The sequence below is a fragment of the Deinococcus sp. AJ005 genome (assembly GCF_009017495.1).
Taxonomy (GTDB): Bacteria; Deinococcota; Deinococci; order Deinococcales; family Deinococcaceae; genus Deinococcus.
Genome location: NZ_CP044990.1, coordinates 2,203,386 through 2,215,896, shown reverse-complemented (window position 1 = coordinate 2,215,896; position 12,511 = coordinate 2,203,386). Strand labels below are relative to the sequence as shown.

At 65.9% G+C, this 12,511-nt stretch carries 11 protein-coding genes and 1 pseudogene; 6 read left to right on the top strand and 6 right to left on the bottom strand.

The annotated features are described in order from the left end of the window. Window positions 1-26 precede the first annotated feature (26 nt). From DAAJ005_RS12640 to DAAJ005_RS12620, 5 genes are all read right to left on the bottom strand, one after another. Window positions 27-809, bottom strand: coding sequence for a hypothetical protein (locus tag DAAJ005_RS12640; RefSeq protein ID WP_151847421.1), 783 nt, complete (start codon window positions 807-809; stop codon window positions 27-29). Further along, window positions 806-1,186, bottom strand: a complete 381-nt coding sequence (locus tag DAAJ005_RS12635) for a RidA family protein (RefSeq protein WP_151847420.1) — start codon at window positions 1,184-1,186, stop codon at window positions 806-808. The genes DAAJ005_RS12640 and DAAJ005_RS12635 overlap by 4 nt, the downstream gene beginning before the upstream one ends. 33 nt (window positions 1,187-1,219) lie before the next feature. Beyond that, a complete protein-coding gene (locus tag DAAJ005_RS12630) occupies window positions 1,220-2,737 on the bottom strand; it encodes a hypothetical protein (protein ID WP_151847419.1) in 1,518 nt (505 codons plus the stop codon). A 34-nt stretch (window positions 2,738-2,771) separates the two neighbouring features. Continuing rightward, complete coding sequence (locus DAAJ005_RS12625) at window positions 2,772-3,575, bottom strand: N-formylglutamate amidohydrolase (protein WP_151847418.1); 804 nt, start codon at window positions 3,573-3,575, stop codon at window positions 2,772-2,774. A 117-nt stretch (window positions 3,576-3,692) separates the two neighbouring features. Next, window positions 3,693-4,802 (bottom strand): BMP family protein, encoded by a 1,110-nt coding sequence (locus DAAJ005_RS12620; RefSeq protein WP_075830528.1) that lies wholly within the window; start codon window positions 4,800-4,802, stop codon window positions 3,693-3,695. A gap of 224 nt (window positions 4,803-5,026) precedes the next feature. Here DAAJ005_RS12620 and ligA point away from each other — a divergent pair, with 224 nt between their 5' ends. The 5 genes and pseudogenes from ligA to DAAJ005_RS12595 all read left to right on the top strand — a co-directional run bounded on the left by ligA (window position 5,027) and on the right by DAAJ005_RS12595 (window position 9,595). Continuing rightward, entirely contained in the window at window positions 5,027-7,063 is a 2,037-nt protein-coding gene (gene ligA, locus DAAJ005_RS12615; protein WP_151847417.1) for an NAD-dependent DNA ligase LigA, read from the top strand. 115 nt (window positions 7,064-7,178) lie between these two features. Further along, a complete protein-coding gene (locus tag DAAJ005_RS12610; protein ID WP_151847416.1) occupies window positions 7,179-7,586 on the top strand; it encodes an Asp23/Gls24 family envelope stress response protein in 408 nt (135 codons plus the stop codon). Beyond that, window positions 7,583-8,059 (top strand): annotated as a pseudogene (gene nusB, locus DAAJ005_RS12605) (transcription antitermination factor NusB); the annotation flags it as partial. The gene DAAJ005_RS12610 and the pseudogene nusB, both read left to right, overlap by 4 nt. Before the next feature lie 158 nt (window positions 8,060-8,217). Continuing rightward, the gene (gene folD / locus DAAJ005_RS12600) at window positions 8,218-9,153 is read left to right on the top strand and encodes a bifunctional methylenetetrahydrofolate dehydrogenase/methenyltetrahydrofolate cyclohydrolase FolD (RefSeq protein ID WP_151847414.1); all 936 of its coding nucleotides are present in this window, start codon (window positions 8,218-8,220) and stop codon (window positions 9,151-9,153) included. Beyond that, window positions 9,137-9,595 (top strand): divergent PAP2 family protein, encoded by a 459-nt coding sequence (locus DAAJ005_RS12595; protein WP_151847413.1) that lies wholly within the window; start codon window positions 9,137-9,139, stop codon window positions 9,593-9,595. The genes folD and DAAJ005_RS12595 overlap by 17 nt, the downstream gene beginning before the upstream one ends. A 43-nt stretch (window positions 9,596-9,638) precedes the next feature. Here DAAJ005_RS12595 and DAAJ005_RS12590 read toward each other — a convergent pair whose 3' ends face one another. Next, a complete protein-coding gene (locus tag DAAJ005_RS12590) occupies window positions 9,639-9,869 on the bottom strand; it encodes a hypothetical protein (protein WP_151847412.1) in 231 nt (76 codons plus the stop codon). Between the two features lie 88 nt (window positions 9,870-9,957). Between DAAJ005_RS12590 and priA the strand changes: the two genes are divergently transcribed. Continuing rightward, window positions 9,958-12,501, top strand: coding sequence for a primosomal protein N' (gene priA / locus DAAJ005_RS12585; protein WP_151847411.1), 2,544 nt, complete (start codon window positions 9,958-9,960; stop codon window positions 12,499-12,501). The last annotated feature ends 10 nt before the right edge of the window (window positions 12,502-12,511 follow it).

Below are 12,511 nucleotides of genomic sequence, written 5' to 3'. Positions count from 1 at the left end.
CCGTATGAGCCAGTCAACTCGACCAGTCAGGGAGAGCCGCCCACCCTCGCCCGTTCCTGCAAGTCTCCAGCCAACTCCGCATTCACCGTCAGTCCCAGACTTTCGGCCAGTTCCAGCGTCCAGGCCATGGCATTGGCGTAAACCTGTTCCAGATCGTCCACACCGCCCGTGACGCCTGTATACCGGCTCAGGGTTTCTGCATCCAAGCGCCGTTCGGCCAGCCGCGCCGGGCTTTGCAGGTATTCGGCATGACCCGATTTCACAGCAGCCAGCGTCAGTAGACCGCCCTGAATCCACCACAGCAGGCCGTGCGCCCGGATGCGTTCGCCGCGCGCCAGCACGTTTAGCCCGAAGGTCAGCCAGTTCAGCAGACGGTCCAGCGTGGCCTGTGCCTCTGGCTGGGGCGGGGGTTTCGCGGTCAGCTTTTCCAGGGCCGCCGCCAGCCGCCCGTCCGCATCCTTGACCAGCATTCGTTCGGGGAAGAGGTGTTCATTGCCCCAGCTTTCCAGCTCGCCCAGCGACGTGTTGGGAACGGCGTGCAACTCTACCCGCAGCAGCCCCGACAAGATGGCGTTGAACGCCCCGAACTCGTTGACGACGCCATGTAAAACAGGCGTGAGCTTTTCGAGCCACTTATGAACGTCGAACTCCGCGTCTGGTTCGAGGTAAAGCCAGTATTCCAGATCACTGAATTCGTCTGCCGTCCCCTGCGTGAAACTGCCGTAGGCCAGCGCGTGTGTGATGCGGCTGTCGGCGCGCGTGGCGTCCCGCAACCGGGCGTCCAGTTGTGTATGACGGTCCAGATTCACGGGATGATGGCCTCCGCCTCGATTTCCACCAGATGTTGTGGATCGATCAGGGCGGCCACCTGCACCATCGTCGCTGCCGGGCGGATGGCCCCAAAGACCTCGCCGTGGGCGCGGCCCACCTCCTCCCAGCGCGAGATGTCAGTGACGAAGATGCGGGTCCGCACCACGTTTTCCAGCGTGGCCCCGGCTTCCTCAAGTGCGCCCCTGATGATCCCGAGAACCACGCGGGTCTGCTCGTAGGCGTCGTCCACGCCCACCACCTCGCCGCCCACCGTGGCGGTGGTTCCCGCCACATGCACCACGTTCCCCACCCGCACGGCGCGCGAGTACCCTACGCTCACTTCCCAGGGCGAGCCACTGCCGATGTTCCGTCTCACGGCCTCAGCTTAGCCTGAGCTATTCGGCCAAATTTATTCGGCGTAGGGTTCGCCCAGACGCTTTTCCAGGCCCCAGCTTGTCACGGACCAGCCGCCCGCACCTTTTTTCAGATCCACGGTCAGGGTGTAGCGCTCGCCGCTGACATATTCGCTGTCCTGATTGGTCGCCACCAGCCCAAAGGTCACAGGGGCCACCACCTGCGCGGTGTCTGCCCCATCGCTGGGCATGCCCATGGCCGAGACGGTGAAGTTGCCCAGCGTGCGCGGATCGAATTTGAAGTCGCTCAGGGCCAGCACAGGCTGCACACGCGACACGGCCACGTCAATCCGGCGCGCGATTTCTGCCCGTTGCGCGGCGGTGCGCGGTTGCTGCATGTATCCAGAGGAAACGTGCTGGGCCAGCGCTTCCAGATGGGCGATCAGTGTGGCGGCGGCGCTCAGAGCGTCGTCCTTGAGGACCGTTCCTGAAGTGGCGCTCAGGCGGTAAACCGGGTATTTCACACTGCCGGAAGTGGAGTCGTGGATCACGGCGTCGTCGCGGCCCGTGGCGCGGCGCACGGTGAAGGCGGGCCACCACTTCAAGCCCTGGAAGTCTGTACCAAAATACGCCTGGGCAGGTTGTGGGCGGGTGTCCAGCGCGTCTCCGGCGACTATGCCGCCCGACTGCGGACGGTACAGGCGCAGCGCTGCCATTCCACCCTGCCCCACCACGGCCAGATACTCCGCCTGCCCCGGCCCGCTGAACGAGCCGCCGATCCCGGTCCGGGGGGCGTCTGGGGCCGCGCCCGCACGCGTGGGCCAGTCGCGCATGCCGTAGTCGGAGAGGTCCTGGCGGATGTCGGGGCCGTAGTTGGTCAGCCAGTTACGGTACAGCGCAGGCAGGCCGTCCAGATACGTCTGTGCCCGTCCCGGCTGGCCCGCCGCCAGCAGCGAGGCGTAATCGTAGAGCGCCTGACCGGGGCGCGCAGCCGCCGCTGGCTGGCCCACGTCGCGCAGCAGGACACCTGGATACGCCCGCGAGTTGTCCACGTACTGGCCGCCAATGTTCGAGTAGATACGCCACAGCGCCGGGCTGTCGGCGAAGGGCAGATCGTAGGCGTATGCGAATCTCCAGTCGCCGCCCAGCAGTTCCAGTGGGCCGCTGCCGTTCAATTGCTGTGGAAGCAGTGTGTCGGTATCGGCGCTGAAGACATGCAGGATGCGCCGGGGCGGGTTGCTCAGAGAGTACAGGGTGTGGGTGAAGCAGCAGTGCGCGCCGCCACTGAACTGCGCCAGCATGGCTTCTGGCACGCCGTCGCCGGTCACGTCGCGGCAGAAGTCCAGGCTGACCATGGTATCGCCCACGCTGGCCAGGGTGACGCCGTTCAGGATCAGGCTGGCCGTGTCCTGGGGGTCTTCAAAGCCGTTCTGCCGCAGTTGCACCGTGTACGCGCCGCACTTCCGGGTGGTGGTCTTGATGGGCTGGGACGTGCCCTGCTGCGCTCCGGCCAGCGTGAAGAAACTCAGGATGGGCAGGGTCAGAACGGCGGTGGCGAGGATGGATTTCAGCATGGAATCACTCCTGAAATAGATAGAGACGGTGCTTTCAGCCCACCAGTTCCAGCGCCGCATCCGCAAAGACCGCGAACGCCGCGTTCATCTGGCGCATGGCCGCGTCCACCGGCTGTCCGTTTTTGAGGTGCAGGCCCGCGTTGAACTCGATGCCGAAGGCGGGCACGCCGCTGCGCTGGCTGTGGTTGTGGCTCAGCGTATCCACGCTCCACGGCTCGCCCAGCGTGACCCGCGTGAAGGGACTGGCGGTGATCACATCCGCGAAGGCGTTCTCGGCGGCGCTTTTCAGGGCGTCCCATTGCTGGCGGGGAAAGGTGGGCGCGTCATCTGTGCCGGGCATCAGGCAGATGGCGGGGCGGGGCGTGCCCGTGTCCTCTCCCAGTTTGGGACCATGCGAGGCCATGCTGTGGCCCACGATCATCAGGCGCGCGCCGGGCAACTCCGCACCCACGGCATTGTCGAAGGTGTCCCAGATGCGCCGCAGCCGTTCCTCGCGCTCAGCCTCCGAAATCTGCGTGTGGGGTGGATACAGTGGTTGACGGTCAAAGTCGGTGGCCTTGATGACGCCGTTGTCCACCCGGTCATCCCGGTCGCGGTTGAGGTCCACGGCAAAGCGGCTCCAGGGGGCCTGAACGTGCCGTGCGCCGGGCAGCGAGTACAGCAGGTCCGTGTAGGCGTCGCCGTCCAGAAAGATGCGCCGTAGGAAAGCCTCGCGCTTGGGCGTGTCGAATAGATCGTCGCCCAGCATCTGCCGCAGAATGTGTGCCGGAAGCTGCCCGGACGGGTGGGGCGTAACGATCAGCAATTGATCGCGCAGGGGCTGGGAGCGGTCTGGCATGGCCTCAGCATAGGCCAGGGGTCCAGCGCATGGCAAAACGGAATGTAAAAATGGAGATAAAAGACAAAAGAAGAAGGCGGCCCACGCGGGACCGCCCTCCAGTGAAAGAGTTGAGGCTTACTTGCTGGGCACCTTGATCTTGCCGCTGATGATCTGGGCCTTGATGCCCTCCACCTTGGCGACCTGGGTGCTGCTGATCAGGGCTTTGTTGTACTGGTCCACGGCGTAACCCACGCCGCCGTCCTTGAGGCCGAAGATCTGCTGACCACCCTTGAACTTGTCGTCCTTGACGGCCTTGATCAGGGCGAACACGGCGTTGTCCACACGCTTGGTCATGCTGGTCAGGCCGTGGTTCATGGTGGCGGGGTTCTTGTCGAAGTCGCCCAGGTAGTTCTGGTTGCTGTCCACGCCGATAAAGAACATCGGACGGGTGTTGCCCGCGCAGGCCTTGGTGTAGGCCGCGCTCTTCTTGACGGCCTTGAAGTTGTCGGTGGCGAACTTCACGCCGCTGGGCAGGTTGGCGGCCTTGACACACTGGGTCTGCTTGACGTAGTCGATCACGCCGTTGCCCGACGCGCCCGCTGCGGCGAAGATGATGTCCGCGCCCTTGGCCCGCATGCTGCCCGCGATTTCCTTGGCCTTGCCGGGGTTGTTCCAGGCGTCGGGGGTGGTGCCGACGTACTGTGCGATCACGCGCGCCTTGGGATTGGCGGCCATGACGCCTGCCGTGTACCCGGCCTCGAACTTGTGGATCAGGGGCACGTCCATGCCGCCCACGAAGCCCACCACGCCCGTCGAGCTGTTCATGGCGGCCAGGTAGCCCACCAGATAGCTGCCTTCCTGCTCGGAAAAGGTCAGGCTGGTGACGTTCTTCTCAGGGGAGACGTCATCGACCAGACCGAAGTACAGGTCCGGGTTTTCCTTGGCGACCTGGCTGATGCTGGCGTTGTTGGCAAAGCCCACGCCGATGGTCAGGTCAAAGCCCTCGTTGGCAAACGAGCGGATGCCCTGGATGGTCTGGCTGGGATCGCTGGGTTCAAAGTCCTTGACCTGCACGCCCAGTTGCTTAACGGCGCGCTGGCTGCCTTCATAGGCGCTCTGGTTGAAGCTCTTGTCGAACTTGCCGCCCGCGTCGTAGGCCAGGCCCACGCGCACGGTCTGCGCGCCTGCGAGAGAAACGGAAACGGCCAGGGCCAGGGTCAGACAGTTTTTAACAGTGGTCTTCATGGTGAATCCTCCGGTTTGGGGCTGTGCCCAGACAAGTGCCTAGACATCGGGCATGTAGTTTGCTTGAACACAGTATACGAAAACTGCGACACGATCTGATCATATCCGGGTGACGTTCATCTGATGGGGGTGAGATGACAGGGGGAGTGGCGCGTAAAGGAGGTTGACGCCCCCAGCTTCATTCCGCCTCCAGCCGAACCGGGCGGGGGTGCTACGCTGCTGGCATGGATCAGGCTGAGTTCGCCGACTACCTTGCATTGAGCGCCGAGATTGCTCGCCACAACAGCGCGTACCACGAGCAGGACGCGCCCACTATTGCCGACAGTGAGTACGACGCGCTGGTCAAGCGGCTGCGGGCGCTGGAAGCCGCGAATCCTGAATGGGCCGAGCAGGCGGCACAGCAGGTGGGGACCGAAACCAGTCCCGCGCAGGCGGTAGGCGGCGCACCCAGCACGGCTTTTCAACCCGTTCAGCATCCCACCCGCATGACCAGCCTGGATAACGTGTTCGACGACGCCGAGCTGGGCGAGTGGCGCGAGAAGCTGGCCCGCTCCCTGAATCTGCCCCCCGAACACGATGAATTTGTCCTGACTGGCGAACTGAAGATCGACGGCCTGAGCGTCAACCTCTATTACAAGGACGGTCAGCTTCAGTGGGCTGCCACGCGAGGCAATGGCACCACGGGCGAGATTGTGACCGCGCAGGTGGCGACGGTGCTGGGCATTCCCACCTCTTTACAAGGATTGACGGGCGAACTGGAAGTGCGCGGCGAGGTCTATATGGGCCGGGCCGATTTTGCCGCCTACAACGCGCAAGCGGAGGAACTGGGCACGCCGTTGCTCAAGAACCCCCGCAACGGTGCGGCGGGCGCATTGCGGCAGAAAGACCCGGAAGTGACGCGCACCCGCAATCTCAAGGCCATCTTCTACGCGCTGGGCAAACGCGACGGCGTTCCGGTCACGTCTCAGGGCGAGCTGCTGGCGTGGTTGCAGGCCCAGGGTTTCTCTGTCAGCAGCTACAGCGAGCAGGTGACTGGCATCTCTGCCGCCGCCGATTACCACGCCCGCATGACCGCCCAGCGTCAGGACTTCGAGTTCGACGCCGACGGCACGGTATTCAAACTCGATTCTCTGCGTCTTCAGGAAGAGGCGGGCTTTACCAGTCGCGCCCCGCGCTGGGCGATTGCCTACAAGTTTCCGGTGGAGGAAGTGGAGACGGTGCTGGAGAGCATCAGCGTCAACGTGGGCCGTACCGGGAAGCTGACGCCGCTGGCTCACCTGTCGCCCCGGTTGATCGAGGGCAGCACCGTCAGCAAGGCCACGCTGCACAACCAGGACTTTGTGCGCGATCTGGACTTGCACATCGGCGATACGGTGGTCGTCCGCAAATCTGGCGGAGTGATCCCGCAGATCATGCGCGTGCTGGTGGATAAACGCCCGGCAGACGCGCAGCCCTTCGTCTTCCCCACCGTCTGCCCGGAGTGCGGCGAGCCTGTGGTGCGTGCCGAGGACGACGCCAACACCTACTGCGTTAACCCGGCCTGCCCGGCGCAGACCTTCCGGCTGGTGGAGTATTTCGTCTCGCGCGGCGCGATGGACATCGCGGGTGTGGGCGGCAAACTGATCGCGCAACTGCTGACGCTGGGGCTGATCCACGACGCGGCGGACCTGTACGCCCTGAGCGCCGGGACGCTGGCCGGGCTGGAACGCGGCGGCGAGAAGAAGGCCCAGAACGTGCTGGCCGAACTGGAAGCCAGCAAGGCCCGCCCGCTGTGGCGGCTGGTCAACGCGCTGGGCCTGGACCATGTGGGCGAACGCAACGCGCAGGCGCTGGCGAACGCCTTCGGCACGCTGGACGCCCTGATGGTCGCCACGCCGGAAGAGATCGAGGCCGTGCCGGGGCTGGGCAAGGTCATCGGCGCGAGCGTGGCCGTGGCCCTCAAGGAAGAGAGTTACGTCAAGCTGCTGAACAAGCTGAAAGCTGCTGGCATCAACCCGCAGGAAGCAGAGGTCCGGCGCGGCGAACAGCTCAGGGGGCTGAATTTCGTCATCACCGGCAGCCTGGGCCGCCCCCGCGACGCCATCAAGGCCGAGCTGGAAGCCGCTGGTGGCCGCGTGACCGGCAGCGTGACGGGGAAGACCTCCTATCTGATCGCCGGGGAGGACGCCGGAAGCAAGCTGACCCGCGCGCAGGAACTGGAAGTGCCCGTGCTGGATGAGGCCGGGCTGGCGGAATTGCTGGCGGAGAAGGGGGTGGGGTAAACGGGGTTTCCTCCTCCTTCTCAGTCTGCCCCACCCCACATCCCCGCCCCACCCTCTAAACTGTTCCCCACTGGCGCGGCGCACCACTCGGCCCGCGCGCGGAGGCACGATTCACATGGCAAGCAAACCTGCAAAGCAAACAAAAACGCCGCAACCCGGCGAGGCGCATCCCGAAGTCGAGATCAGCAAGAGCGTCCTGATGGACATCGCCGCCACCACCATTACCGGCATCGACGGCACCGAAGTCGCGCCCACCCCCCTGAATGTGGGCGAGGTGCTGCGTAACCAGACCGGCGCACGCAAACCCCGCGCCCTGCGCGTGACCCGTGACGGCGGCAGCGTCAGCGTGGACGTGGGCCTGAACGTGGATTTTGGGCAGAATCTGGTGAGCGTGTCGCGGCAGGTGCAGCGTGCGGTGGGCGAGAACATCGAACTCATGACCGGCCTGAAGGTCAGTGCCGTGAACGTGACTGTGCAGGGCGTGTGCGTGCCCACCGCGCCTGCGCTCAGGGGCCAATCTTGACCCGCCGCCGTGAGAAGGCCGCCCAGCCGGTGGGCACCCGCCGCGCCGCCCGCGAATTCGCCTTCCGGGCGCTGTTCGAGGCGGACCGGGGCGATCTGCCGTTGGAAACCGTCTTCACGCGCGCTGAGGGCCAGATGCGCGAGGGCGACGACACCTTCCCGCGCCTGAACGAGGAAGCCCTGATCTTTGCCCGCGAACTGGTGGACGGTCTCCAGACGCACCGCGCGGCCATCGACGAGACGTTGCACCGCACCATTCGCGGCTGGAGCTTTGGGCAGATGGCCCAGACGGACCTGAACGTGCTGCGGCTGGCCACCTTCGAGATGGGCTATACCGGCGAGCCTCACCCCCCGGTGATCGAGAGCGCTGTGCGGATTGCGCGTAAGTTCGGCGGCGACGACTCTGGCAAGTTTGTCAACGGCGTCCTGGCGGGCCTGAGCCGCAGTATGAAAACGGCCCCCGCCGTGCCGCAAGTAGATGAGCAGGAGCTGGACGAGCCTGAGCTGGATGGGCCTGGGCTGGATGCACTGGCTCTAGGTATGCAGGCGTCGCATACACAGCCCCTGAATAGGCAGGAGCCGGATGAACAGCGGCCAGCGGAACTGGAGGAACGCGGGTCAGAGGAGCGCGAATGAGCGCACGGGTGCTGGCCGGGCCACCCGTCGCGGCGGCGCTGCTGGCGGATGCGGCGGTGCGGGCCTCCCGGCTGCCTGTTTCCCCCAATCTGGTGATCGTGCGTGTAGGCGACGATCCCGCCAGCGCCAGCTACGTGCGCGGCAAATCGCGCAAGGCTGAGCAGGTGGGCCTGCGGAGTACGGTCCACGCGCTGCCAGAAACCACTTCCCAGGCCGAATTGCTGGCGCTGATCGACACCCTCAACCGCGACGCCGACGTGAACGGCATTCTGGTGCAGTTGCCGTTGCCCGCGCAGATTGCCGAGGCCGCCGTGCTGCACGCCATCGATCCGCGCAAGGACGTGGACGGCTTTCATCCCCTCAATGTGGGTGAGCTGTGGGCGGGCCGCCCGGCGCTGACGCCCTGCACGCCTGCCGGGATCATGTACCTGCTAGAGCATTACGGGATTCCGGTGGCGGGCGCGCGGGCCGTGATCGTGGGCCGCAGCCATCTGGTGGGCCGCCCACTGGCCGCGCTGCTGCTGAACGACGACGCCACCGTCACCGTGGCCCACAGCCGCACCCGCGATCTGGGGGGAGTGACCCGCGAGGCCGACATTCTGGTCGCTGCCGCTGGACACCCGGCCCTGATCACGCCGGACATGGTCAAACCCGGCGCAACCGTCATCGACGTGGGAATCAACCGCGTGCTGAATGCCGAGGGCAGGGGCCATCTGGTAGGCGACGTTCATCCAGACGTGGCGGCGGTGGCCGGGGCGCTGACCCCGGTGCCGGGCGGTGTCGGCCCCATGACGGTGGCTCAGTTGCTGGCGAATACTGTGCGGGCTGCCGAACTGCAACACGCCGCGCATCCTACCGCTGCATCAATTAACGCCGCACAAACTGACGCTGTACAAACTAATTCGGGGGTTGTTGGTGAACTCGTTCGCTGAGCTGCTGAGCAACCGCTGGCTCTGGACCGCCATTCTGGCCTCCACAGCGGCTCAACTGGTCAAGGTCTTTCTGATCCTGCTGATCACGCGGCGCTGGCGGCCCACCGCCTTCATGGAAACGGGCGGCATGCCCAGCAGCCACAGCGCGATGGTGGCGGCCCTGACCACTGGCGTCGGGCTGTCTGAAGGCGTGGGCAGCGCGATCTTCGCCATCAGCTCCGTGTTTGCCCTGATCGTCATGTATGACGCCACCGGGGTTCGCCACTCCAGCGGCCAGCAGGGCGCACTTCTCAACGAGCTGATCAGTGAACTGAAGGACGTGGTGCGTGCAGGCTTTGCGCCTCTGCCCGTGCGCGTGCTGCTGGGCCATACCTATCTAGAGGTGCTGATGGGCATTCTGCTGGGGATCGGGGCGGGCTTTCTGGCGTTCCGGGTTTTGTAGGAGTCAAGGTAGAGAAGGAAATGAGGCGAGCTTGCCCGCTGCCTTACCGCCGCCCCCGTTTCCCGCTGCCTACCGTACGCCGTGCCTGACCTAGCAGGAAATCCAGCGCGCGGTCCCGTTTGCGTGCCTTGACGTACTTGCCACGCTTCTTTTTCTGGCTGCGACGGATCAGGCTCAGGAGTTCCAGGGCGATGGGCGCGTAGATCAGCAGTTTGCTCAGGCCGGAGCCTTGTTTTGGGGTGCCCTTGACGGTGCGGGTGCGTGGGGATTTCACGCTTCCATTACGCTATGTCCATGCCCAGAGTTGCTGAGAAAGCAATGCTGGGACCTGGGCTGTCAGTCCACTCGCTCACTCTTGCCCAATGCCGCGCCGCGCTAGCCTGCGGGATGTGACTGCCTCCGCCGCTTCCATCCCGCAACCGTGGCTGGTGGTGGTGAATCTGCCCGTGCCAGCGCAGGATTTCAGCGCTCCACACGGCTGGGTGGGTGAGGTGCCCACGGGTTGCCGGGTGCTAATTCCCTGGCGAGGCGAACTGGTGGTGGGTCTGGTGGTGGGCGCAACTGAACCGCGCGGCGCGTACCGTTTGCGCGAGGCCGTGCATGTGCTGGACGCTCTTGCCTGCCCCTGGGTCATGCCGCAGACGGTGGCGGGCGTGTGTGCCTGGGCGCAGGACGCCCGCATTCCCGCCGGGCTGATCTGGGGCGACCTGCTGGGCGTGGGCTGGACGGCGGACTACATCCATACGGTTCGCGCGGTGGAGGGAGCAGACTTGAGTGCCTTCGCCCGAAAAGCCCCCACGACGCTGTGGACGGATGCGGGCGCATTTCACCCCGCCCTGCTGGACGCCGTGCGCGAACAGGGGCTTCTGGAAGAACGTTTTGACCTGCGCCCCCGGACCAAGTCCGTCATCCGTGCCCGCGAACTGGCCGATGTTCCCGCCGCCGCCCGCGCCGTGATGGCCCTACATGCCGTGATCCCCGCTCCCACACCGCTGACGCCCCGGCAAACCCACGCCCACGCCTGGTTGAGCGACTATGGGCCGCACGACACGTTAAGTGCTTGGGCCAAAGCGGCTGGGGTGAGTGGCAGCGTCGTGAATGGCGTCCTGAATGCGGGGGGCGCTCAGTACGTTTTGGAGGTTGCTGCGCCTCCGCCCGCCTGGAAGTGGCTGAATGAGGCGGGGCCGCAGGACACCCTGAGCGGCTGGGCGAATGCTGCGAGTGCAGATGGCATACCGCTGACTCCCACCGCCGCCGGAACGCTGCTGGCGCGGGGCTGGGCCGATACTGTGCAGGTGCTTGCGCCGCCGCCCGCGCTGCCCGAACCCGTCCCTGTTGAAGTGAATGACGATTTGCCAGACCGTCTGCCCGAAGCCCCACTGTGGCGATTGCATGGTGGACGGGCAGCTTCGCGCTTCCGCACTCTCGCGCCGCGCATTCTGCGGCTGCTGGGCCAGGGCCGGAGCGTGCTGGTCCTCGCTCCCGATCATGCCACCCTGCGCCGCGCCTGGGAGGGACTGTCGGGACTGGCCGCCCACGCCGGAACCCGTGCCGTGCAGCTCAGCGGGCAACTGGGCGACATTCAGCGTTCCCACACCTGGGAGCTGATTCGCAAGGGTCGGGCGCGGCTGGTCATCGGCAGCGCCCACGCTTTAGCCGCCCCACTGCAAGACCTCGCCCTGATCGTGGTGCTGGAGGAAGGCAGCGACGCCCACAAGCTGCTGTCCGGTTCGCGGGCCTTCGTGCCGGACATCGCCGCGCGGGTGGCCGCCGCGCATGACATCCCTTTGGCTGCCCTGGGAGCCACGCCCGCCGCCGAGAGCGTGCCGTGGCCCGGCGCGGTGCTGCCGCCGCCGCGCGCCCGCGTACATGTCGTGGATTACGCCACACCTCCTGAGCAGCCCACCCTCGGTCCCCTCAGCGGCGCGCACCTGGGCATGGGCGACATGGGCTATCCGATCAGCCACGATCTGGCCCGGCTGCTGCGGCAGGTGCAGGAACGCGGACGGCAGGCTGTTCTGCTGGCCCCCCGGCGCGGCTATTCGGCGCTGCTGCGCTGTCCCAACTGCGAATACACCCCGCAGTGCCGCAACTGCGACGTGCCGCTGCGCTTCCATCAGGCCACCCGCCAGATGACCTGCCACCAGTGCGGCTACCACGAATCCATGCCGGACCGCTGCGACAACTGCGGCGAGCAGATGTGGAAGGCGCGCGGCCCCGGCACCGAATGGATCGCGCAGGAGGTGACCAAGCTATTGCCAGGAATGCCTGTCTACCGCATGGATAAGGACCGACAGGACCCCCTTGCCCCGCTGTATGACGGAGAGCCGGGGGTGATAGTAGGCACGCAGTTGTTGCTGTCGCACGATGCGCCGCCGAATCTGGCGCTGGTGGCGATCACACTGGCCGACACCTGGCTGAATGTCTCGGACTTCCGGGCCTCCGAGCGCTACCACCGCCTGCTGCGGCAACTGGCCGAGTGGCATCCAGCCCGCGCGCCGCTGCTGGTGGTGCAGACCTTCCAGGCCGATCACCCCGCCCTGAAGGTACTGGCTGAAGGACGTGACACCCTGGCTTACCCGGCAGCCGAGGAACGCGCCCGCAAGGAGCTGGGCTACCCGCCCCACGCCCGCTTGGCCCAGGTGGAAATCACCGCCCGCGAGGCCAAGCGTGCCCAGACGGCGGCGCAGGAACTGGCCGAAGCGCTGTACGCCGCTGGGGCCACCACGCATGAGGTTCTCGGCCCCGCGCCCAGCCCGGTGGCTCGCCTGCGCGGCGTCTACCCGTATCACCTGTTCCTGCGCGCCCGCAACGATGCCCGACTGGCCGAACTGTTGAAGGTGCTGGATACCCGGACGTGGAAGGCGCGGGTGCGCGTGGACGTGAATCCACGGGGCGGGTTGTAGACGTCAAAAA